Below are 20541 nucleotides of genomic sequence, written 5' to 3' on the forward strand. Positions count from 1 at the left end.
AAATTGGTATTTAGAAAGAGCGATTGCTCATTTTGAAACATCTGACGAGAATTAAAAATTCTCATTTTGAACTCACTTTCGTGAATTCGATACTCACTCGTTGTTCAGTTTTCAAAGATCATTTTCTTGTTTGTTCGCCGCTTAATGTCTCAGCAGCGACCTTTATAATATATCATACTGTTGTGCTTTTTGGCAAGTGTTTTTTTGAAAAAAGTTTTTTTCGTTTTTCTTGCCTGCGTTCACCTTTTTAATTACCAAAAGGGGCGCGAGATATAATTTATCACGGCGCCCCCCTTTTCGTCAAGCTATTATTTTATATTTTTTCAGCTTATCTTAAACTCTTACTATAGCCTTTCTTGTTTCAATGCTTGAACTGAGAAGACTTCCCGCCCCAAGCATACTTGGACAGCTCTTTCTGGGGAGCGAAACGCGCATACATACGAAATACTGTTTTGTATCGGTTGGCGATAGCATGCCTAATATTTTGGTCCAAGCGTTGATCGCTCAAGTCTAACAGCATCTCATCAAGCTCTTTGCGCAAAACATAGTCCAGTTCCTTGCACTCCTTCTCGTTGAACAACATCCCCAACATATGCTTGGCCTCCTTCGCAAGGGTTTCATTTTACAATTGCCTCAAGTATAGAAGCTGATGGTTATGGAAAAGTAGTTCATTCCCCGGTATGGCACACTTTAAGTTGCTTACCTTCTATTTACCCACTTTCCGCAAATACATGACTCTAATGTTATGCTCATTTCCCAGATATTTTATGATAAAAGAGAAAATGTAATTGTACTTTCGATAATAGCCGCAACAAATAGAAGGATAACGATCCATATAGAAGCCGTTAATGTCTGTCTCATAAAGAAAGTCCACTCTTCTCCTCTAGTCCCGCTCCTCCCCGTTCTTCTAAACATACTCGCGACAACGTTAGCTCCAAACTGCAGTCCAAAAGCACAGGCAATAATAATAGCAGGGATCTCAATAATTCCGTGGGGCAGCAGACCTTTTACAATCAACGTGAATAAATCCTGGCCTTGAAGTGCCGACAAATGCACAATATAGCCGATTACCGCACCATTGATTAGGAGGAATAACGCCGGCAGTATGCCAAACAATGCTCCGAGAAAGATAATAACGACACCTTTAATACTGTTATTTAAAAATATAAATACAAAGAAGCTCCATTGAGGGTTAGACGACTCCTTTAGTGTTCCGCTAATTGTTCTGAGTCCCTCCAGTTGCTGCATAAGCAGCTTTTCCAAGCCTTCTGTGCCGATCCAGCCGAACACTACACCCAAGGCGAACAACAGCAGTGAGAACAATAATGCCTTTCGGATAGATTTAAGATCTTTGGCAAAAGTGAAGAACGATAGCATAGATACCTCCTGATATTAGTGATCTCCCTATCTCAAGGGTCATAACATGACGGTACGAGCATACATTTAGAACAAACAAGCATTTGCTGGGGAGAGGAGCGCTGTCATTTATGAATTCGTTTTATGTATTTAGCGGCAAGAAGATCAAAAGGTTCTTTTACATCTTCGCTGCTGCGCTGCTTGCTGCCGGTGTAGTGTATGTCGAGAGGGGAAATATTACGGTGTTTTCTCAAGCCGCCCCCCCTTCTGCGATCTACAGTGTACCGACGGAGAAGAAGCTGATTGCCCTGACGTTCGATATTAGCTGGGGAGAGAAGAGGCCTGGACCAATTCTCAAGGTGCTGGAAGACAAAAAAGTGGATAAGGCAACTTTCTTCCTATCCTCACCATGGAGTAAAACTCACCCCGATATTGTGACAAGCATCAAAGATGCGGGCTATGAGATTGGAAGCCACGGGCATAAACACGTCAATTACAGTACTCTTAGCAACGAGGAAATTCGCACACAAATTAGTACCGCTCACACCGTATTGACCGAGTTGACAGGGAAAGAACCGAATCTGATTCGTATGCCTAATGGCGATTTTGACAAAAGGGTGCTACAGGTGGCCACCGATCTCGGTTACAAAGTGATTCAATGGGACACCGATTCCCTGGACTGGAAAAACATCGGCGTAGATAATATCGTTAACCGCGTGACGAAAAAAGCTCATCCGGGAGATATCGTGCTTCTGCATGCCAGCGACTCCTGTAAACAGACACACGAGGCCCTCCCCAGAATTATTGATGAGCTGCGCGCCCAAGGTTATGAATTCGTTACCGTATCCGAGCTTCTGAGCCAAAGCAGCACTGAAGGCAAGGAAGTCCGGGATTCTGCTTGGCTGAATGACCGGCTGCAGGATGCAGCGGGCATGTAAGACTTAAACGCCTTCCCTGTGGTACCGCTAATTGTACAAAAAGCCTATCCATTCCTCAAATTTTAATGATGTGGGGAAATGAGCTCCGAGATATTGGGTGTGGGGGTGTCCAGTTTCGGATAACTCAGATCAAGACCCTCCAGCGTCTTCACTACAATGGATAGAGCCAAATAATTGCGGTACCACCGGTGATTGGCCGGAATCCAATACCACGGTGCTTTTTCTATACTGCTCTCCCGGAAAACATCTTCGTACGCCTTCTGGTACTCACTCCAGTACTCCCGCTCCTGCAGATCACTAACATCAAATTTCCAGTGCTTCTTGGGATCATGGAGACGCTCCTGGATCTTCTCCATCTGCTTCTCCTTGGATATATGCAAAAAGAGCTTGACGATAGTCGTCCCTTCTTCAGCGAGCATTTCCTCAAACTGGCGGATATAGCGAAAACGGCGCTTCAAATCCTCTTTGCTTAGGCCTCCGTGTACACGAGGAACAAGCACATCCTCATAATGCGAGCGGTTGAACGCAGAAATGTAGCCTTTAGGTGGTGTCTTCTGATGTACTCTCCACAAGAAATCATGCGCCGCTTCGTCCAGAGTAGGCTTTTTAAAACTGGTGACTGTGAAGCCTTGAGGATTGAGTCCTGAGAAAATATGTTTGACTGTTCCGTCCTTCCCGCTGGAATCCATACCTTGCAAGATCACAAGCAATGAATGTTTCTTTTGGGCAAAGAGAATGTCCTGCAGTTCCGCAAGCCGCTCTTTCAGCCGCTCCGTCTCCACGCTTGCCTCTTCCTTCGACTTGAACGTTCCCTTCTCACCCGGATCCAGTTTGCTTAGCGAGATTTCGTTTGTGTCTTTTATCATATAGCGCTTGATGCCCATATATTCCCCTCCCCATTAAGATGAATTCGCAATAAAAGCGTCTTTCTGAGATTACCCTCCAGTGTCCGTTTTTAACCGTTCTTCCCACATAAAATAAAAATCCCCGCCTCCTTGCAGGATAAGGAAACGAGGGATTGGGTACATTCTCCTTCAGGCAGCCTGGGGCTTCAAAACACGATGAAGCATCAAGATTTGGAAGGCATTGCAGGCGATCAAAGGAACAATAATAAATACGGTGGCACTGTCCACGCCAATACGAAGCACGCCGATGGTTTCTACGATAGTAATCGCTGTCATAAAGAAAAACGTGGGGATCCAGGCAGAGAAGTTCGTACTCCTTACCTTAAAGTAAGTCACTACAATAGCGGATAGCAGAATCAGAATCCCCAAGAACAGGTCTGAGGTTACGTTTCGCTCCCCACCCACGACAGAGCGTAAGAAGACGAGCTCCAGCAAGGCGAGTACGGCGAGCACCAGTTGTATGTACTGCCAGACTTTTCGCGGAAATACGCCAATGCCCATGTAGTTCAGAATCAGATAGGCGAAAAAGCCAAGCTGGGAATAGACGCTAACCAGCATTCCATACCCCAATAAAATAAGCGGGTACAGCAGAAAATCTGCCGTACTTTTAAAATCAATCTTGCCATTCACTGCCTGCAGTGCAAGACCGGCAATAACAGCACCGGCCGCTCCGATAAGCAGCGTAGTCCAAAATAAATAAAACCACTTTTTAATGCTCAGCCAGTTCACCCCCCTCATGTCAGATTTATTTTACCAAGGTTACCGTCAAAAAACCATTACTGTGTGACATTAAATGTATTCTCAAGCGGCATACTACATATCAAAATCCTACAAAGGAGGGCAGTGCCAATGAAATGGAGGACGATGGGCTTCGCCAGTTTAACATTGAGCTTGGTCCTGACCTTGACGGCCTGTGGAGGCGAGCAAAGCAGTTCTTCCTCAGGACAAGGCGGATACAAGGAAATGAAGACCATGGTTGTTGATATATTAAAAAGTGATGATGGGAAAAAGGCGGTCGAAGAGGCTCTTTCGAGTCCCAGCTCGGGAGGCGGTGAAGGCGGCGGAAGCGGAATGAGTATGAAGATGGTACCGCTTCAGACCACAGAACAAATTCGCGTGGCAGTCAAGGACACACTAACGGCGCCGGAGTACAAAAAAGAACTTGAGAAGATCATGACAGACCCCAAGTTCGCGGGTGAGTTCGCCAAAGCGATTAACGCACAAAGCAAAGAGCTTCATCAACAGCTGATCAAAGACCCCACGTACCAGAAATCGGTTGGGGAAATTATGAAGTCTCCAGAAATGACGAAGATGTATCTGGACCTCACCAAAACCCCAGACTACCGCAAGCAAACGATGACCATTATGCAGGATGCGATGCAGAATCCCCTGTTCCGCATGGAAGTGCTCAATCTTCTGAAGACCGTGGTCCAGGAAGAGCTTCAGCCTAAGGTCCAGAAGAAGGAAGGCGGTGGGCAAGGCGAAGGTGGAAAACAAGATGGTGGTGGCGGAGGCGACGACTCCGGATCTTAAATAATGCACAAATAAGAGGCCTTTCCCCACCAAATGGAGAAACGGCCTCTTTTTCATTTTTAATGTGATGCGGTTTTATTCTTGCTCATATTTAGCAATCAGCTTGTCCGCCACTTCGGCAAACAACAAGGCTGCTGTTGTCTCTTCTTTATATACCGAAGGTGAGAAATCCGGCTCTGAGATATGATTATCCGGTGCTCCAAGTGGAATTTGAGCCAAAAGCTCAGTATGTAGAGTCTCCGCCAGTCTGGCACCGCCACCGCGTCCGAAGATATACTCCTTCTGTCCACAGCCCGAGCATTCGTAATAGGACATATTCTCAATCACCCCGATAACCTCATGATCCGTCTGCAAAGCCATAGCGCCCGCTCTGGCGGCTACAAAGGCTGCAGTGGCATGTGGGGTAGTGACGATAATCTCTTTACTCTGTGGAAGCATCTGATGCACGTCCAGGGCCACATCACCTGTTCCTGGGGGAAGATCCAGCAGCATGTAGTCTAATTCTCCCCAGCCTACATCACTGAAGAATTGACGCAGCATTTTGCCAAGCATCGGTCCACGCCAAATGACAGGACTGTTCTCACGGATGAAGAAACCCATGGACATCACTTTTACGCCAAAACGCTCCACAGGAATAATAGTCCCGTCATCAACCACCGGCCCTTCCTCAATGCCCATCATATCTGGAACACTAAAGCCGTAGATATCGGCGTCGATCAGGCCTACCTTCTTACCTTTACGTGCCAGGGCTACCGCCAAGTTAACAGTGACGGTCGATTTCCCTACACCGCCTTTACCACTAGCTACAGCAATAAATTTCACACCTGATTCCGGACTGATCAGTTCATGATCATCAAGACCGGCAGCATGGCCTTTTTTCAGCTTAACCTCGTGCTCCTCTTCGGACTCCTCGGAATTTCCACCCCTATGGAGCGAGCGCTCATAGTCTGTGGCATCCCTAAGCCGGATGTGCACGTTCCCGGCCCCGCCATTCTCCAGCAAATCACGCACCTGCTGTTCCAGCTCTATGCGTCTTTGCTCTTCTGAATCCAGACAGACAATAGACAGTGAGACACGATCCTCTTTAATCATAATATCGCGAATTAATTGCAGCTCGATAAGGCTTTTTCCGGTTTCCGGGTCTTTAATGTTCTGCAAAAGTTCCTGGATTTGTTCCCTGGTCAGCATGGAAAGCACCTCAGTTTCACTTCCGGACAGAATTGCTCCGGTGTTTTTTGTCTTATTATAGCATTACCTTTCTATGGAAGAGTAGTCCTTACCCTGCTGCTCTGATTCGTATCGGAGGATTCCCCGGTATATACTGGTTGCCACCTTGCGCTGATATACATCATCCCCAAGAAGCAACGACTCCTGTGGATGCGATAGAAACCCGACTTCTACCAGCACAGACGGCATCTTCAGTGCCTTAAGCAGATACACCGTATTAACTGTCTTGGCCACACGATCCGTATTCTCCAGCGTATTCCTTAGCTCGGCCTGTACGAAATCCGCTAGTGGCTTGTTATCCTGGTTATTGGGATAGTAAAAGGTTTGTGCTCCGCTCCAGCGGTTGGAGGGAATGCTGTTCATATGAACGCTGATAAATAAGTCCACCCGCTTCTCTTCAATCGTTCTGACCCGTTGCTTCAGGTCCTCTGTCTTGCGCTTCGCATAGCCCTTCGTATCATTCTGTGCCAAGTCGTAATCACCTTCTCGGGTCATCACCACAATAGCACCGGCCTGCTGCAGATAATCCCGCAGATAGAGAGAAACGGACAGATTGATATCCTTCTCAATCAGCCCTTCTCGGCTGACAGCACCGCCATCCGGTCCCCCGTGGCCGGCATCTATAGCGATGACTTTACCGGACAGCGGCAGGCTCCAATAATTTGTTGTTTTAGCTGTAGGCATGTCATAGGCGATGATTCCGATCATCAATGCCAGTAAGGCTATGCCGAGCATACCTTTTCTGATACTGCTCCATGCGATCCAGACCGAGACTTTACTCTGCTTTCGGCCAGACATAACAAAGACCCCCTCGTCCCGATAGATTCTACTCATCTATATGGGACAAGAGGGTCAATTATTACTGGCTTTGGATTTATCGAACGGAGGCTTCCGGTGACATCCCTTCAATTAACACCTGAGCGACCTCTGGACGGGTGAATTCTGGTGGCGGGCAAGTGCCCTCACGCAGCAACCCCCGCACTTTGGTGCCGGACAAGGTTAAATGATCTTCTCCTGGATGCGGGCAAGTTTTGTTCGAAGCCATATTGCCGCATTTTTTGCAGAAAAAACTATGTTCAAAGAATAATGGCGTTATCCCAAGTTCATCAGCGGTAAAGTTCGTGAAGATCTCCTGTGCTTCGTAAGTGCCATAGTAATCGCCTACCCCCGCATGATCACGTCCAACAATGAAATGGGTGCATCCGTAGTTTTTACGCACCATGGCATGAAAAATCGCCTCCCGTGGGCCTGCGTAACGCATGGCAGCCGGAAACACACCAAGAAAAGTACGATCTTCCGGATAATAATTCTCCAAAAGAACCAAATAACTTTTCATCCGTACATTGGCCGGAACATCATCCGACTTGGTCTCGCCAACTAGCGGGTTCAGGAACAACGCGTCTACAACCTCCATAGCGCACTTCTGGATGTACTCATGAGCACGGTGCACCGGATTGCGTGTCTGAAAGCCTACAACCGTTCTCCAGCCCTTATCCGCGAATATTTTACGGGTCTCCGCAGGGTCGAAATAGAATTCTCCGAACTTCGCCGGTTGTGGACGGTTCAAAACAGTAATGGGTCCGCCAACATAAGTGGAGGGACGCGCCAATAGCTTGCTCACACCCGGATGCTCGGGGTCCGTAGTCTTGAAGACATGCTGTGCTTCAACAAGCTGATCCACGTTATATAGGCTCTCAACGTCCAGCACTCCGTAAATCAAACCATCTTCCTGTCCTACCAGCGTGACCTGCTCTCCTACACTAAGGCCGGCCGCAACTTCTTCCTCCACAGCCAGTGTTATCGGAATGCTCCATACCGTACCATTCGCCAGACGCATATTCTGAACAACGGAATGGTAGTCCTGCTCATTCAGAAAGCCCGTGAGCGGCGAAAAGGCTCCCACTGCTATAAGATCAAGATCAGAGATTGTCCAAGTGTTAATAGCGATCGTTTTGTTATGCACTGAGGCTTGCAGCAGTCTCTCGCGCTCTGCCCCTTCTGCTACGCGCCCGACCAGTGTTCCGCCATGCGGCAGTATTGAAGTCATCTATACTCTCCCCTTCTGTGTTGTTGCGGCAGTATGCCTCATTTGTGCAAACCGCATTCGGTTTTCTCCGACCCTGACCAACGTCCCGCACGCGGATCTTCACCTGGCATAACCTGTCTTGTGCAATATTCACAACCGATACTCGGATAATTCTGGTCATGCAGTGGGTTATAGACCACATTATTCTCACGGATGTAGTTCCAGACATCTTCACTTGTCCAGTCAGCAATTGGATTGAATTTGACTAGGCCGAACTTATAATCGTACTCGACTTTTTTGGCATTGGCACGGGTAGGTGCCTGATCACGTCTAATTCCTGTTATCCATGCCTCATACTGAGACAAAATTCGCGTGAGCGGTTCAACTTTACGGATACCGCAACATTGATTGGGATCTGTACTCCATAGCGCATCACCGTACTGAAGTGCTTGCTCCTGCGGAGTGATTTGTGGAGCTACACGGACAAACTCCAAGCCATATTTCTCTGACATCACGTCTCTGGTTTCATAAGTTTCTTTGAAATGAAAATCGGTATCGAGGTAAAACACATCTGTAGAAGGGCTGACTTTTTGGAGCATATCCACCAAAACCACATCTTCTGCGCCAAAGCTGCAGGCAAACGTTATATTAGGAAAGGTGTCTACTGCCCAGCGAATAATTTCCTCGGGAGAGGCATTTTCCAATTCATCAGCCTTGATCTTGATCAAATCTTCCTTCTCAAGCAGATTCATATTTAATTCCCCCATCCTTATAGAAAAACCTTATTAATCCCAACTATTTTTATATGGAATAGTATATAACTTTCCCTGTAGATGTCAATGAAATTGGATGAAATAAACATTTCCCCAGAAAATAATAATATAAAAAGAAGACCCATCTCCAAAGGAAAAGGGTCTTCTTGTATAAATATTAACGTTTCGAGAACTGAGGAGCACGACGAGCTGCTTTAAGGCCGTATTTCTTACGTTCCTTCATACGTGGGTCACGAGTCAGGAAGCCGGCTTTCTTCAGCGATGGACGGAATTCAGGATCAGCTTTCAGCAATGCACGGGAAATTCCGTGACGGATTGCGCCAGCTTGACCAGAGATACCGCCACCATGAGCCAGTACGATTACATCGTAGCTGTTCAGGGTTTCAGTCAGGTTCAAAGGTTGTTTTACGATCAGTTTGAGTGTTTCCAAACCGAAATATTCGTTGATATCGCGTTTGTTAATGACAATGCGTCCTTCACCCGGTACAAGGCGAACACGTGCTACCGAATGTTTACGACGACCTGTCCCATAGTATTGTACTTGTGCCATGAAACTGTCCTCCCTTATTCTTATCCGCGAAGTTCGTAAACTTCAGGTTTTTGTGCTGCATGTGGATGCTCAGCGCCTGCATAGACTTTCAATCTCAACTTCATTTGATTGCCTTGACGAGTCTTAGGAATCATACCGTGAACAGCAGATTCAAGAACACGCTCAGGTTTAGTCTTAAGCAATTCACCAGCAGTAGTAACTTTCAATCCGCCCGGGTGCATCGAGTGACGATAGTACTTTTTGTTCTCCAATTTCTTACCAGTCAATTCAATTTTCTCAGCGTTGATTACAATTACGAAATCTCCTGTATCAACGTGTGGAGTGAATTGCGGTTTGTGTTTGCCACGGATCAAAGCAGCGGCTTCGCTTGCCAAACGACCAAGTGTTTTGCCTTCGGCATCAATGATGTGCCAATTGCGTTCAACTTCGTTTGGCTTCGCCATATAGGTGGTACGCATGAATGTTTCCTCCTTGTTCTCGTACGAAAATCATCTGTTTCGTATATCTTGTTTCTCATTGAATTACAATTGTGAATGTTAGTGTAAAGCAGTTGTGGGTGTAATCTTGATCGGGGCTGTGGGATAGCCATCAAGAAAACACAACTTTTATTCTACAGTATAAGCATCACAAGTGCAAGTGAAACTTAGGTTTCAATCAGCTTTTTTATAATCGGCCTCTTCATATTCTACGCTCCACAGCGTAAGCCCATTAGCCACAGCTGTAGGGCCTGCTGCACCACGATCACAAGCTGCCAGAATATGTGCTACTTTATCTGCAGGGCATTTCCCTTGACCCACATTGATCAGCGTTCCCATAATAATACGGACCATATGCTGCAAGAAACCACTCCCGGTAATAAAAACATGAATAACTCCCTGATCCCGGGGATTCGGCCTACACATACTTGTGTCTACCTCCATATGCGCCTCATAGATTGTTCGAACATGTGATGTCTTCGTCGAATGCCGTGAAGCAAATGAAGTAAAGTCATGTGTACCCAAAAGATGGGTCAATCCCTGCTGCATGGCTGATACATCCAGGATACCCGGATGATGCAGCTGCCAGCGTCTCTGAAAAGGATCCGGGAACTGATTCGCGTTAATCGTATACCGGTAGGTCTTGCGCTTTGCGCTTCTCCGGGAATGGAACGACAGCGGGACTTCTCTCGCTTCCGTAACCACAATATCCTGCGGCAATCTCGCATTCAGAGCCAGACACCAGCGTTCCAGCGGAATTTGCGAGGAGGTGATGAAATTGAACGGCTGGCCGTATGCATGTACTCCGGCATCCGTGCGTCCTGAAGCATGTATCTTGAGGTCTTCGCCCGTCAAGTGGAGTATAGCCTCTTCCAGCCGGTCTTGAATCGTATTGCCCTGTGGCTGGGTCTGAAAGCCATCATAAGTCGTTCCGTCATAATTGACCTTCATCAATAGATTACGCATTCCATTCTCCTTTACAAAAAAAAGAGCCCCTGCGGGAGCTCCTTCTACTCTAACAAGGCGATTCCCGCGGTTAGTTGTACGGCAGGGCCTATAAGCCCCTGCTGCACAATAACACTTTTCTTTCCCATGAACCATTTTCCGAGGAAAATGATCTCTGGGGTTGCCGGAAATCAATACCTCCGTTACTACGCGCGGTCTACCAGCTCAAGGTAAACCATAGGCGCAGCATCGCCACGGCGAGGTCCCAGTTTCATGATACGAGTGTATCCACCTGGACGCTCTGTGTAACGAGGAGCAATATCAGAGAACAATTTTTGGATTGCATCTTGTTCGCCATCAACAGTCTCACGACGTACAAATGCAGCTACTTGACGGCGAGCATGAAGATCGCCCTTTTTCGCTTTAGTGATTAGTTTCTCAGCGATGGAACGAACTTCCTTCGCCTTGGCTTCCGTTGTTTGGATACGCTCATACAAGAACAGATCCGTTACCAAGTCACGAAACAAAGCTTTACGCGCACTGGAATCACGGCCCAATTTTTGGTATGCCATTCTATTCCCTCCTTTACTATAGCAATCTGATCGCTATTCTTCTGTACGGAGTCCTAAACCGAGTTCCTCAAGCTTTTCCTGAACTTCTTCCAAAGATTTACGACCAAGGTTACGCACCTTCATCATATCTTCTTCTGTCTTCGTGGTAAGCTCCTGCACGGTGTTGATACCAGCGCGTTTGAGGCAGTTGTAGGAACGGACAGAAAGATCAAGCTCTTCGATTGTCATCTCAAGCACTTTTTCTTTTTTGTCTTCTTCTTTTTCAACCATAATTTCGGCGTCTTTCGCTTCATCCGTAAGTCCTACGAACAATACGAGGTGCTCGTTCAAAATTTTGGCTCCGAGGCTTACAGCCTCTTCCGGTCTGATACTACCATCTGTCCAGATCTCAAGTGTCAATTTGTCATAGTTGGTTACTTGGCCAACACGAGTGTTGTCAATGACGTAGTTAACACGAGAGATAGGTGTGTAGATGGAGTCAACCGGGATAACGCCGATTGGCTGGTCTTCGCGTTTGTTCCGGTCCGCTTGGACATAGCCACGACCACGGCCTGCAAAAATTCGCATGTGAAGTCTCGCACCAGGTCCCAGCGTTGCAATATGAAGATCCGGGTTCAGGATCTCAACGTCGCTGTCCGCACGGATATCACCTGCGGTCACGACGCCTTCCCCTTCAGCATCAATCTCGAACACTTTCTCCTCATCTGAATGAATCTTCAGGGAGAGAGCTTTCAGGTTCAAAATGATTTCCGTCACATCTTCCATTACGCCAGGAACGGTGGAGAACTCATGCAGAACACCGTCAATTTGGACCGAAGTCACTGCGGCTCCCGGCAGGGAGGACAGCAGTATCCGGCGAAGCGAGTTCCCCAGAGTCGTGCCATATCCACGTTCCAGCGGTTCAACTACGAATTTCCCATAGGTTCCTTCTTCATTGGCTTCTACGGTCTCAATCTTCGGCTTTTCAATTTCTATCACGAGTGTACCCCTCCTTCAAACGTCGCTCCTATATGAAACTGTCACCCATCAGGTGCATCATGTAGTATGCCTAAACACCTATTATTAGCAGATGCGTCAGAATTATACCACAATCACGATACTGATTTCACTATACGCGGCGGCGTTTTGGCGGACGGCATCCATTGTGAGGAACTGGAGTAACGTCTTTAATGAGGTTAACTTCAAGACCAGCGGCTTGAAGGGAACGGATGGCTGCTTCGCGGCCCGCGCCCGGTCCTTTAACCATAACTTCAACGGATTTCATGCCGTGTTCCATAGCGGCTTTCGCTGCTGTCTCGGCTGCCATTTGCGCTGCATATGGAGTCGATTTACGGGAACCTCTGAATCCTTGGCCGCCGGAGCTAGCCCAGGAAATTGCATTACCGTGAGGATCCGTGATGGTAACGATGGTGTTGTTGAACGTGGAACGAATGTGTGCCACGCCACTCTCGATATTTTTACGGTCGCGACGTTTGGTACGTACGACTTTTTTCGGTTTAGCCATTGTCTCTTATCCCCCCTTATTATTTCTTTTTGTTTGCTACCGTACGACGCGGGCCTTTCCGGGTACGGGCATTCGTTTTAGTACGTTGACCGCGAACAGGCAATCCACGACGGTGACGAACACCGCGGTAACAGCCGATCTCAGTAAGACGCTTAATATTTAAGGAAATTTCACGACGAAGGTCACCTTCAACCTTAACGGACTTGTCGATCGTTTCACGCAGTTTGCTGACTTCATCTTCCGTCAAATCACGGACACGTGTATTAGCGCTAATGCCTGTTTCATTAAGAATTTTCTGGGAAGTCGTTTTACCGATTCCGAAAATATAAGTCAAGGCGATCTCAACGCGTTTGTCACGTGGCAAATCCACTCCAGCTATACGAGCCATTTTACGCTACACCCCCTTCTTAACCTTGTTTTTGTTTGTGTTTCGGATTTTCGCAAATTACCATAACAGTCCCTTTGCGGCGGATGACTTTGCATTTCTCGCAAATGGGCTTTACAGAAGGTCTTACCTTCATGCTAATTACCTCCTCAAAGTTTTGCGAAGCAAAACTTTTTTCGTAGTTCCCATCTATTTACGGTAAGTTATACGACCTTTAGTTAAATCATAAGGCGATAACTGCACGACCACTTTGTCTCCGGTCAATATACGGATAAAGTGCATCCGCAATTTACCGGATACATGGGCAAGTATTTGATGACCGTTTTCCAGTTCAACCTTAAATGTTGCATTCGGCAACGGCTCAATGACCGTACCTTCCACCTCAATGACATCTTCCTTAGCCACAGTTAGTCTCCTTTCTCTTTCGCGCTTATTCCTTCGGGATCACCATATTTAGTCACTGCAAAACGCAGCTTTCCATTGGTCACCCTTCCGGTCTCTTTCAAACTGTCCACAACCTCACTGCTGATGAAAGGTATGAGCTCCAGATGAAGAATATTCTTCTTCTTCGGCCCGTCAAACTTGCGTTTGTCCCCATCGGCAATGTATACAAATCTGCTGTCAACAACTGCGATAACAATGGCAGCCTCTCCGGCATCCTTGCCTTTGAGAATTCTCACCAATTGACCAACCTGCGGGCTGCTCCCAGTACTCAAATGAAGATCACCTACGCATTCAGTTTTGTGAAAATTTCCATGCCGTCCGGAGTAACTGCTACTGTATGCTCAAAATGGGCACACAATGAACCATCCACCGTAACGACCGTCCAGTTATCTTCCAGCGTTTTGACATACCGTTCACCCACGTTTACCATCGGCTCAATCGCCAGCACCATGCCAGGTTTAAGCCTTGGTCCGCGGTCCGCTACGCCATAATTAGGAATTTGCGGTTCTTCATGCAGTTCTGCCCCAATACCATGACCAACATACTCGCGTACCACCGAAAACCCGGCTTCTTCAATGTATTTCTGTATGGCGTGGGAGATTGTAAACAAGCGCACATCCGGCTTAACTAACGCCAGTCCTGCGTACAGGGAGCCCTCCGTAACGTCCAGCAAACGCTGAGCCTCTTCGGAAATGCTGCCCACCCCGTAGGTCCAGGCGGAATCACCGTGATAACCGCGGTACTCTGCGCCGATATCCAGCGTAACGATATCGCCTTCGATCAGCTTGCGTTTACCCGGAAATCCATGCACCAATTGTTCATTGACTGAAGCGCAAATGCTGGCAGGAAAACCGTTGTAGCCTTTGAAAGACGGCACAGCACCTTGACTGCGAATGTATTGATCGGCGATTCTGTCGAGCTCTCCGGTTGTGATCCCTGGCTCAATGGCCTGTGATATCAATCGGTGACTCTCGGCAACAATTCGACCAGCTTCCCTCATAAAGGCAAGTTCCTGTTCGGACTTACATATGATCATTACACTAACCTCGCAGTAAAGACACTATTTCGGAAGAAACGACATCGATTTCGTTTTCCCCGTTCACCTGACGCAAAAGACCTTTATTTTCATAAAACGTGAGCAGAGGCGCTGTCTTGTTGTCGTACTCATCCAGACGCTTTCCTACGCTCTCTTCGTTGTCATCTGGACGTTGATAAAGCTCGCCGCCATCAATGTCGCAAATGCCTTCTTGCTTTGGCGGGTTGAAGATCAGATGATAGGATGCTCCACACACACTGCAAATTCGACGTCCCGTAAGACGTGCCATAAGCAGGCCGCGGTCAACATTCAAGTTGATCACATGATCCAAGGAAGTGTTCAAACGACTCAGGATTCCATCCAGCGCTTCCGCTTGCGAAAGGGTTCTTGGAAAACCGTCCAATAAAAAACCTTTTTCGCAATCGGACTGCTGAAGTCGTTCTTCCACGATTCCAATGGTCACATCATCTGGTACAAGCAAACCCTGATCGATATAGGACTTGGCCTTAAGTCCCACTGGAGTTTCCTGCTTGATTGCCAAGCGAAAGGCGTCTCCAGTTGAGATATGAGGAATACCAAGTTCCTTCACGACCACAGCTGCTTGTGTTCCCTTGCCTGCCCCAGGAGGGCCCATGAATAAAAAGTTCACGATTTCTCTCTCCCTCCAAAGTTCGCCACCAAGCAAGAAACAGCACAATAGGTGCCGGGAAGTCTTCGTTGCTTAAGCCTCACCGGAACCTATCGCCTATTTATTGATGAAGCCTTTGTAATGGCGTTTGATCAAATGGCTCTCAATCTGTTTCATTGTATCCAATGCCACCCCGATCACGATCAGAATCGATGTACCACCGATTTGAACCGAATCAGGCAACCCGGAGATCTTCCCGAAGAATACAGGAAGTACGGAAATCAGAGCCAGGAACAACGCGCCTGACATCGTCAGACGGGACATTACCTTGGTCAAGTATTTCTCCGTAGCTTTACCAGGACGAATTCCCGGAATGTATCCACCATTCTTCTTCATGTTGTCAGCCATCTGCTGTGGGTTCATCTGAACGAACGTATAGAAGAACGTAAATCCGATGATCATCACAATATACAGAACCATACCGAGGGGCTCATTAAACTTCAGGTTGCCAGCAACCCATTTTGCCCACTCATGTGTTGACCAGAAGCTGGAGAGTACAACTGGGAATTGCAGTAGGGATACAGCGAAAATGACAGGGATAACGCCCGCTGCGTTAATCTTCAGCGGAATATGCGTGTTCTGTCCACCATACATCTTGTTGCCGACTACGCGTTTGGCATATTGTACAGGAATTTTCCGTATACCTTGTTGTACAAAGATTACTCCTGCCACAATAGCCACAAGCACGATCACAACAATCACGACTTTAAGAATATTCAGGAACATCTGATCCGGCTGAATAAAGCTGGACTGAGCCGTAGCTGCTATATGTCCCGGAACGCCTGCGACGATTCCCGCAAAAATCAGGATCGAGATCCCGTTTCCGATACCCTTTTCAGTGATTTGTTCACCTAGCCACATCAGGAAGGAAGTACCCGCCGTCAGTATGATGGCAACCAGCAAGTAATCGGCAAACGTTGCATTCGGCATCATCTCAGCACTATAAATCCGGTTAAACCCGATAGACGTGGCAAAACCTTGGATCAAAGCTAATACTACAGTACCATAGCGCGTAATTTGGGCCAGTTGCTTTTTCCCGTGCTCCCCTTGTTTTGCCCATTCAGCAAACTTAGGAACAACATCCATCGACAGTAACTGCACGATGATGGATGCTGTGATGTACGGGTAAATACTGATCGCAAATATTGAGAAGTTCTTGAGCGCTCCTCCGGAGAAGGTGTTCAAAAGACTCATCAACGCTTCGCCTGTCTGATTAGCCGACTGCAAAACATCCTTGTTTACACCTGGAACCGGTACATACGATCCAATGCGGTAGATGATCAAAACGAACAGGGTGAATAGGATCTTTTTGCGCAAATCTTCAACATGCCATATATTCTTAAGCGTCTTGAACATTAGATCACCTCGGTTTTACCGCCGGCAGCCTGGATTTTCTCTACCGCAGATTGAGAGAACTTATTTGCTTGTACAGTCAATTTAACGGATAGTTCACCGTTGCCGAGGATTTTGATACCGCTCTTGGAGTTCTTGACAACGCCTGTTTCCAGCAACAATGCAGGAGTTACTTCAGTTCCTTCTGCGAAGTTGTTCAGATCTTCAAGGTTCACAATCGCATACTCTTTACGGGTAGGATTGATGAAACCACGTTTAGGCAGACGACGGTAGAGTGGGTTTTGACCACCCTCGAAGCCCGGACGAACACCACCGCCGGAACGGGAGTTTTGACCCTTATGACCGCGACCGGAAGTTTTACCGTTACCGCTACTAGGACCGCGACCAACGCGGTTGCGTTCTTTACGGGACCCTGGAGCAGGAGCAAGTTCATGTAACTTCATCGTTTGCACCTCCTTATTGTTGTTAATTTATTACGAAGGATTTAGCCTTCGATTTCAGTAACAGATACCAAATGGCTCACTTTGTTGATCATTCCGCGAATTGCGGGATTGTCATTGTGAACCACTGTCGAATTGAGTTTACGCAGGCCGAGCGTCTTAACTGTAACACGTTGTGTTTCAGGACGTCCAATTACGCTGCGTACGAGGGTAATCTGCAATTTTGCCATTGACGTTCCCCTCCTTAACCGCGCAGTTCTTCGACAGATTTGCCGCGAAGTTTCGCGACCTCTTCAATGCGCTTCAGACGGGAAAGACCCTCCAAAGTTGCATTGACCATATTCATGGAGTTCGAAGAACCCAAAGATTTTGTCAAGATGTCGCCAACGCCTGCCAATTCCAATACCGCACGAACTGGTCCGCCAGCGATAACGCCCGTACCTTCGGATGCTGGTTTCAGCAACACGCGTCCTGCGCCGAAGTGACCAGTAACCAAGTGAGGAATCGAAGTTCCTACGATTGGAATGTGAATCAGGTTTTTCTTAGCATCTTCAATGCCTTTGCGGATGGCTTCCGGTACTTCGCCGGCTTTACCGATACCCGCTCCGACGTAGCCGTTGCCATCGCCCACAACAACCAATGCACTAAAGCTGAAACGGCGTCCGCCTTTTACAACTTTAGCAACCCGGTTAATGTGTACAACTCTTTCTGTCAGCTCTAAACTGTTCGGATCTACACGCAAGTCGTTAACCTCCTTTTAAGAATTATTCTAGAATTCAAGACCAGCTTCGCGAGCTGCATCTGCCAATGCTTGAATCCGTCCATGGTACAAGTATCCACCGCGGTCAAATACAACCACTGCGTGACCTTTTGCTTTAGCGCGCTCAGCGATCAATTGACCTACTTTGCTTGCAGCTTCAACACTGCCGCCATTACCGATGCTACCGCTCAGTTCTTTATCAAGTGTAGAGGCAGATACGATAGTAACGCCTGTAACATCATCGATCAATTGAGCGTAAATGTGTTTCGAAGAACGGAACACATTCAAACGTGGACGCTCAGTAGTTCCCTGAATTTTCTTACGAACACGCAGGTGTCTTTTGAGACGAGCCTTGTTTTTGTCCTCTTTTGTAATCATGCTTCCCTTTCACTCCCTTCAGTTTGCCGTAAACAGCTTCACTTTAAGATGCACGGGGTATCTTACAATTAAGATTGGGCCGATTATTTCTTCTTACCGGCTTTACCTTCCTTGCGGATGATACGCTCGCCTTCATATTTGATACCTTTACCTTTATACGGTTCAGGTTCACGTACGGAACGGATTTTGGCAGCATAAGCGCCTACGCGTTCTTTGTCGATACCTTTAACGATGATCTTCGTGTTCGCAGGAACTTCGAACTCGATACCCGCTTCCGGTGTAATTTCAACCGGGTGGGAGTAACCAACGTTCAGAACGATTTTATCTCCGGATTTGCTTGCACGATATCCGACCCCAACCAGTTCCAGAGATTTCGAGAAACCTTCAGTCACACCACTCACCATGTTGTTGACAACGGAGCGGGTTGTGCCGTGAAGTGAACGATGCAATTTGTTATCCGACGGGCGAACAACAGTGATTTCGTTATTTTCAACCGTAATCTTCATGTCTTTATGAAGCTCACGAGTCAAAGTGCCTTTAGGGCCTTTTACTGTAATAACGGCGTTGTCCAAAGTGACATCTACACCGCTAGGTACTGCGATTGGTTTGCGACCAATACGAGACATGTGTTGCACCTCCTTATCTTGTGACGTTTATTACCAAACGTAGCAGACAACTTCTCCGCCCGATTTAGATTGACGAGCTTCTTTGTCGGTCATAACTCCCTTGGATGTGGAGATAATCGCGATTCCAAGGCCACCGAGTACACGAGGAACTTCATTGCTCTTCGTGTAAACGCGAAGGCCTGGCTTACTGATTCTTTTCAAACCAGAAATAACGCGCTCTTGGTTAGGGCCGTATTTCAAGAAGATACGGATAATCCCTTGTTTGCTATCCTCAACGAATTCAGCATCACGAATGAAGCCTTCACGCTTCAAGATGTCCGCGATTTGTTTCTTCATTGTAGAAGCAGGCATTTCTACTGTCTCGTGACGCACAATGTTAGCGTTACGAATACGAGTAAGCATATCTGCGATAGGATCAGACATAGTCATGTGTGTAAACCTCCTTCCCGTTTATAAACTTCTTACCAACTTGCTTTTTTCACGCCAGGGATCTGGCCTTTATAAGCTAATTCACGGAAACAAATTCTGCAAATTTTGAACTTTTGCAGTACCGAATGTGGACGACCGCAACGCTCGCAGCGTGTATATGCACGCACTTTAAACTTAGGCTCACGTTGTTGTTTAACTTTCATTGAAGTTTTTGCCACTTAGCCTGACACCTCCTAAACATTTTCGGAGAAATGGATTAACCGACTTTATTTTGCGAAAGGTGCTCCCAGTTGCGTAAGCAACTCACGGGATTCCTCATCCGTCTTTGCCGTCGTTACGATAACGATGTCCATACCGCGGACTTTATCCACTTTGTCATATTCGATCTCGGGGAAGATCAATTGTTCTTTAAGACCAAGCGTGTAGTTACCACGGCCATCAAAAGCCTTAGTGGAAATACCACGGAAGTCACGTACGCGTGGAAGCGTTACGTTGAACAATTTGTCCAGGAAGTAATACATACGCTCACCGCGAAGTGTTACTTTAACCCCAATCGGCATATTTTCGCGCAGTTTGAAACCGGCGATGGATTTTTTAGCTTTAGTGATAACTGGCTTTTGACCAGCGATCAATTGCATATCGTTAACTGCTGCATCAAGTACTTTGGAGTTTTGAACAGCGTCACCCACACCCATGTTGATGACAATCTTCTCGATCTTAGGTACTTGCATAACAGTCGAATAGTTAAACTTCTGCATCAAAGCAGGTGTAATTTCGTTCAGAAAACGTTCTTTCATTCTTGCTGCCATGAAGATTTAACCTCCTTTCCTTAAGGGTGATTAGTCGATAATCTCTCCGGATCTCTTAGCTACCCGTACCTTTTTACCGTTATCCAATACTTTGTAACCGATGCGGGTTACTTTACCACTCTTCGGATCAATGTGCATTACGTTGGACACATGGATCGAAGCTTCCTGCTCGATGATTCCACCTTGTGGATTCAACTGGTTCGGCTTTTGGTGTTTTTTCACCAAGTTCACGCCTTCTACCAGGACTCTGTTTTGGCGAGGATAAGCAGCGATGACACGGCCTTTTTTACCTTTGTCTTTCCCGCTGATCACAAGCACCACGTCGTCTTTTTTCACGTGCAGTTTATTGTTATGGGATTCCAGAACTTTTTTCACTCTAGGCATTTAT

General features: G+C 47.0%; 32 protein-coding genes. 2 read left to right on the top strand and 30 right to left on the bottom strand.

Going from position 1 to position 20541, the window contains the following annotated elements; all coding sequences use genetic code 11:
- Positions 1-361: 361 nt before the first annotated feature.
- Both HPT30_RS04720 and HPT30_RS04725 read right to left on the bottom strand, forming a co-directional pair.
- Positions 362-592: a hypothetical protein gene (locus tag HPT30_RS04720; RefSeq protein ID WP_066367494.1), complete on the bottom strand. Its 231-nt coding sequence runs from the start codon at positions 590-592 to the stop codon at positions 362-364.
- Between the two features lie 173 nt (positions 593-765).
- Complete coding sequence (locus tag HPT30_RS04725; RefSeq protein WP_175370328.1) at positions 766-1377, bottom strand: stage II sporulation protein M; 612 nt, start codon at positions 1375-1377, stop codon at positions 766-768.
- 110 nt (positions 1378-1487) lie between these two features.
- On the opposite strand from HPT30_RS04725, the gene pdaB reads away from it, so the two are divergent.
- Positions 1488-2294: a polysaccharide deacetylase family sporulation protein PdaB gene (gene pdaB, locus HPT30_RS04730; protein WP_175370329.1), complete on the top strand. Its 807-nt coding sequence runs from the start codon at positions 1488-1490 to the stop codon at positions 2292-2294.
- A 62-nt stretch (positions 2295-2356) separates the two neighbouring features.
- Here the strand turns inward: pdaB and HPT30_RS04735 are convergent, their stop codons facing one another.
- A complete protein-coding gene (locus HPT30_RS04735; RefSeq protein ID WP_175370330.1) occupies positions 2357-3178 on the bottom strand; it encodes a PPK2 family polyphosphate kinase in 822 nt (273 codons plus the stop codon).
- A gap of 150 nt (positions 3179-3328) precedes the next feature.
- Positions 3329-3919 (bottom strand): KinB-signaling pathway activation protein, encoded by a 591-nt coding sequence (locus tag HPT30_RS04740; protein WP_175370371.1) that lies wholly within the window; start codon positions 3917-3919, stop codon positions 3329-3331.
- Positions 3920-4048: 129 nt separating this feature from the next.
- Between HPT30_RS04740 and gerD the strand changes: the two genes are divergently transcribed.
- Positions 4049-4732: a spore germination lipoprotein GerD gene (gerD, locus tag HPT30_RS04745; protein WP_175370331.1), complete on the top strand. Its 684-nt coding sequence runs from the start codon at positions 4049-4051 to the stop codon at positions 4730-4732.
- A gap of 75 nt (positions 4733-4807) precedes the next feature.
- Here the strand turns inward: gerD and salA are convergent, their stop codons facing one another.
- The 26 genes from salA to rplX form a co-directional block, all read right to left on the bottom strand.
- Entirely contained in the window at positions 4808-5920 is a 1113-nt protein-coding gene (gene salA / locus HPT30_RS04750; RefSeq protein WP_175370332.1) for an iron-sulfur carrier protein/transcriptional regulator SalA, read from the bottom strand.
- Between the two features lie 63 nt (positions 5921-5983).
- Complete coding sequence (gene cwlD, locus HPT30_RS04755; RefSeq protein ID WP_175370333.1) at positions 5984-6757, bottom strand: N-acetylmuramoyl-L-alanine amidase CwlD; 774 nt, start codon at positions 6755-6757, stop codon at positions 5984-5986.
- Positions 6758-6833: 76 nt separating this feature from the next.
- The gene (sat, locus tag HPT30_RS04760; RefSeq protein ID WP_175370334.1) at positions 6834-8006 is read right to left on the bottom strand and encodes a sulfate adenylyltransferase; all 1173 of its coding nucleotides are present in this window, start codon (positions 8004-8006) and stop codon (positions 6834-6836) included.
- A 38-nt stretch (positions 8007-8044) separates the two neighbouring features.
- Positions 8045-8737, bottom strand: coding sequence for a phosphoadenylyl-sulfate reductase (locus tag HPT30_RS04765; protein WP_066367531.1), 693 nt, complete (start codon positions 8735-8737; stop codon positions 8045-8047).
- Positions 8738-8915: 178 nt separating this feature from the next.
- On the bottom strand, positions 8916-9308 hold the full coding sequence (rpsI, locus tag HPT30_RS04770; protein ID WP_175370335.1) for a 30S ribosomal protein S9: 393 nt from the start codon (positions 9306-9308) through the stop codon (positions 8916-8918).
- Positions 9309-9328: 20 nt separating this feature from the next.
- Positions 9329-9766 (bottom strand): 50S ribosomal protein L13, encoded by a 438-nt coding sequence (gene rplM / locus HPT30_RS04775; protein ID WP_175370336.1) that lies wholly within the window; start codon positions 9764-9766, stop codon positions 9329-9331.
- A gap of 192 nt (positions 9767-9958) precedes the next feature.
- Positions 9959-10750: a tRNA pseudouridine(38-40) synthase TruA gene (gene truA / locus HPT30_RS04780; RefSeq protein ID WP_175370337.1), complete on the bottom strand. Its 792-nt coding sequence runs from the start codon at positions 10748-10750 to the stop codon at positions 9959-9961.
- A gap of 185 nt (positions 10751-10935) precedes the next feature.
- Positions 10936-11301 (bottom strand): 50S ribosomal protein L17, encoded by a 366-nt coding sequence (rplQ, locus tag HPT30_RS04785; RefSeq protein ID WP_066367544.1) that lies wholly within the window; start codon positions 11299-11301, stop codon positions 10936-10938.
- Between the two features lie 33 nt (positions 11302-11334).
- Positions 11335-12279 (bottom strand): DNA-directed RNA polymerase subunit alpha, encoded by a 945-nt coding sequence (locus tag HPT30_RS04790; RefSeq protein ID WP_175370338.1) that lies wholly within the window; start codon positions 12277-12279, stop codon positions 11335-11337.
- Positions 12280-12409: 130 nt separating this feature from the next.
- Positions 12410-12805, bottom strand: coding sequence for a 30S ribosomal protein S11 (gene rpsK, locus HPT30_RS04795; protein ID WP_066367554.1), 396 nt, complete (start codon positions 12803-12805; stop codon positions 12410-12412).
- Between the two features lie 19 nt (positions 12806-12824).
- Positions 12825-13193, bottom strand: coding sequence for a 30S ribosomal protein S13 (rpsM, locus tag HPT30_RS04800; RefSeq protein ID WP_066367557.1), 369 nt, complete (start codon positions 13191-13193; stop codon positions 12825-12827).
- 19 nt (positions 13194-13212) lie between these two features.
- Positions 13213-13326, bottom strand: coding sequence for a 50S ribosomal protein L36 (gene rpmJ, locus HPT30_RS04805; protein ID WP_003322638.1), 114 nt, complete (start codon positions 13324-13326; stop codon positions 13213-13215).
- Positions 13327-13379: 53 nt separating this feature from the next.
- A complete protein-coding gene (infA, locus tag HPT30_RS04810; protein ID WP_006212898.1) occupies positions 13380-13595 on the bottom strand; it encodes a translation initiation factor IF-1 in 216 nt (71 codons plus the stop codon).
- 2 nt (positions 13596-13597) lie between these two features.
- A complete protein-coding gene (locus tag HPT30_RS04815) occupies positions 13598-13906 on the bottom strand; it encodes a KOW domain-containing RNA-binding protein (protein ID WP_066367562.1) in 309 nt (102 codons plus the stop codon).
- 11 nt (positions 13907-13917) lie between these two features.
- Positions 13918-14670 (bottom strand): type I methionyl aminopeptidase, encoded by a 753-nt coding sequence (map, locus tag HPT30_RS04820; RefSeq protein ID WP_175370339.1) that lies wholly within the window; start codon positions 14668-14670, stop codon positions 13918-13920.
- A gap of 4 nt (positions 14671-14674) precedes the next feature.
- On the bottom strand, positions 14675-15319 hold the full coding sequence (locus tag HPT30_RS04825) for an adenylate kinase (RefSeq protein ID WP_066367572.1): 645 nt from the start codon (positions 15317-15319) through the stop codon (positions 14675-14677).
- A 96-nt stretch (positions 15320-15415) separates the two neighbouring features.
- A complete protein-coding gene (secY, locus tag HPT30_RS04830; RefSeq protein ID WP_175370340.1) occupies positions 15416-16714 on the bottom strand; it encodes a preprotein translocase subunit SecY in 1299 nt (432 codons plus the stop codon).
- Entirely contained in the window at positions 16714-17154 is a 441-nt protein-coding gene (gene rplO, locus HPT30_RS04835) for a 50S ribosomal protein L15 (RefSeq protein WP_066367583.1), read from the bottom strand. Before rplO ends, secY begins: the two co-directional genes overlap by 1 nt.
- A gap of 41 nt (positions 17155-17195) precedes the next feature.
- Complete coding sequence (gene rpmD, locus HPT30_RS04840) at positions 17196-17381, bottom strand: 50S ribosomal protein L30 (protein WP_175370341.1); 186 nt, start codon at positions 17379-17381, stop codon at positions 17196-17198.
- A 14-nt stretch (positions 17382-17395) separates the two neighbouring features.
- Positions 17396-17893 carry a 30S ribosomal protein S5 gene (rpsE, locus tag HPT30_RS04845; RefSeq protein WP_066367590.1) on the bottom strand — a complete coding sequence of 166 codons (498 nt, stop codon included), beginning with the start codon at positions 17891-17893 and terminating at the stop codon, positions 17396-17398.
- Positions 17894-17920: 27 nt separating this feature from the next.
- On the bottom strand, positions 17921-18289 hold the full coding sequence (rplR, locus tag HPT30_RS04850; protein WP_175370342.1) for a 50S ribosomal protein L18: 369 nt from the start codon (positions 18287-18289) through the stop codon (positions 17921-17923).
- 83 nt (positions 18290-18372) lie between these two features.
- A complete protein-coding gene (gene rplF, locus HPT30_RS04855; RefSeq protein ID WP_066367610.1) occupies positions 18373-18915 on the bottom strand; it encodes a 50S ribosomal protein L6 in 543 nt (180 codons plus the stop codon).
- A gap of 30 nt (positions 18916-18945) precedes the next feature.
- Positions 18946-19344 (bottom strand): 30S ribosomal protein S8, encoded by a 399-nt coding sequence (gene rpsH, locus HPT30_RS04860; RefSeq protein ID WP_039877390.1) that lies wholly within the window; start codon positions 19342-19344, stop codon positions 18946-18948.
- A gap of 32 nt (positions 19345-19376) precedes the next feature.
- A complete protein-coding gene (locus HPT30_RS04865; RefSeq protein ID WP_036589425.1) occupies positions 19377-19562 on the bottom strand; it encodes a type Z 30S ribosomal protein S14 in 186 nt (61 codons plus the stop codon).
- Between the two features lie 48 nt (positions 19563-19610).
- Positions 19611-20153: a 50S ribosomal protein L5 gene (gene rplE, locus HPT30_RS04870; RefSeq protein WP_066367613.1), complete on the bottom strand. Its 543-nt coding sequence runs from the start codon at positions 20151-20153 to the stop codon at positions 19611-19613.
- Between the two features lie 30 nt (positions 20154-20183).
- Positions 20184-20537, bottom strand: coding sequence for a 50S ribosomal protein L24 (gene rplX / locus HPT30_RS04875; RefSeq protein ID WP_083205138.1), 354 nt, complete (start codon positions 20535-20537; stop codon positions 20184-20186).
- Positions 20538-20541 lie beyond the last annotated feature (4 nt).

This window comes from Paenibacillus agri (assembly GCF_013359945.1).
GTDB classification, from domain to species: Bacteria; Bacillota; Bacilli; order Paenibacillales; family Paenibacillaceae; genus Paenibacillus_AQ; species Paenibacillus_AQ agri.

Bases quoted from the DNA above. Each gene is read 5' to 3' on its own strand.
- rplF (WP_066367610.1), bottom strand. From the start codon at position 18,915: ATGTCTCGTATTGGTCGCAAACCAATCGCAGTACCTAGCGGTGTAGAT.
- rplE (WP_066367613.1), bottom strand. From the start codon at position 20,153: ATGGCAGCAAGAATGAAAGAACGTTTTCTGAACGAAATTACACCTGCT.
- HPT30_RS04720 (WP_066367494.1), bottom strand. From the start codon at position 592: ATGTTGGGGATGTTGTTCAACGAGAAGGAGTGCAAGGAACTGGACTAT.
- truA (WP_175370337.1), bottom strand. From the start codon at position 10,750: ATGCGTAATCTATTGATGAAGGTCAATTATGACGGAACGACTTATGAT.
- rplQ (WP_066367544.1), bottom strand. From the start codon at position 11,301: ATGGCATACCAAAAATTGGGCCGTGATTCCAGTGCGCGTAAAGCTTTG.
- rplM (WP_175370336.1), bottom strand. From the start codon at position 9,766: ATGCGTACCACCTATATGGCGAAGCCAAACGAAGTTGAACGCAATTGG.
- salA (WP_175370332.1), bottom strand. From the start codon at position 5,920: ATGCTGACCAGGGAACAAATCCAGGAACTTTTGCAGAACATTAAAGAC.
- HPT30_RS04735 (WP_175370330.1), bottom strand. From the start codon at position 3,178: ATGGGCATCAAGCGCTATATGATAAAAGACACAAACGAAATCTCGCTA.
- rpsK (WP_066367554.1), bottom strand. From the start codon at position 12,805: ATGGCTAAACCGAAAAAAGTCGTACGTACCAAACGTCGCGACCGTAAA.
- HPT30_RS04725 (WP_175370328.1), bottom strand. From the start codon at position 1,377: ATGCTATCGTTCTTCACTTTTGCCAAAGATCTTAAATCTATCCGAAAG.
- rpmD (WP_175370341.1), bottom strand. From the start codon at position 17,381: ATGGCAAAATTGCAGATTACCCTCGTACGCAGCGTAATTGGACGTCCT.
- gerD (WP_175370331.1), top strand. From the start codon at position 4,049: ATGAAATGGAGGACGATGGGCTTCGCCAGTTTAACATTGAGCTTGGTC.
- rpsM (WP_066367557.1), bottom strand. From the start codon at position 13,193: ATGGCTCGTATAGCTGGAGTGGATTTGCCACGTGACAAACGCGTTGAG.
- sat (WP_175370334.1), bottom strand. From the start codon at position 8,006: ATGACTTCAATACTGCCGCATGGCGGAACACTGGTCGGGCGCGTAGCA.
- rpmJ (WP_003322638.1), bottom strand. From the start codon at position 13,326: ATGAAGGTAAGACCTTCTGTAAAGCCCATTTGCGAGAAATGCAAAGTC.
- rplO (WP_066367583.1), bottom strand. From the start codon at position 17,154: ATGAAGTTACATGAACTTGCTCCTGCTCCAGGGTCCCGTAAAGAACGC.
- pdaB (WP_175370329.1), top strand. From the start codon at position 1,488: ATGAATTCGTTTTATGTATTTAGCGGCAAGAAGATCAAAAGGTTCTTT.
- cwlD (WP_175370333.1), bottom strand. From the start codon at position 6,757: ATGTCTGGCCGAAAGCAGAGTAAAGTCTCGGTCTGGATCGCATGGAGC.
- map (WP_175370339.1), bottom strand. From the start codon at position 14,670: ATGATCATATGTAAGTCCGAACAGGAACTTGCCTTTATGAGGGAAGCT.
- rplR (WP_175370342.1), bottom strand. From the start codon at position 18,289: ATGATTACAAAAGAGGACAAAAACAAGGCTCGTCTCAAAAGACACCTG.
- secY (WP_175370340.1), bottom strand. From the start codon at position 16,714: ATGTTCAAGACGCTTAAGAATATATGGCATGTTGAAGATTTGCGCAAA.
- rpsI (WP_175370335.1), bottom strand. From the start codon at position 9,308: ATGGCACAAGTACAATACTATGGGACAGGTCGTCGTAAACATTCGGTA.
- rplX (WP_083205138.1), bottom strand. From the start codon at position 20,537: ATGCCTAGAGTGAAAAAAGTTCTGGAATCCCATAACAATAAACTGCAC.
- rpsH (WP_039877390.1), bottom strand. From the start codon at position 19,344: ATGACTATGTCTGATCCTATCGCAGATATGCTTACTCGTATTCGTAAC.
- HPT30_RS04765 (WP_066367531.1), bottom strand. From the start codon at position 8,737: ATGAATCTGCTTGAGAAGGAAGATTTGATCAAGATCAAGGCTGATGAA.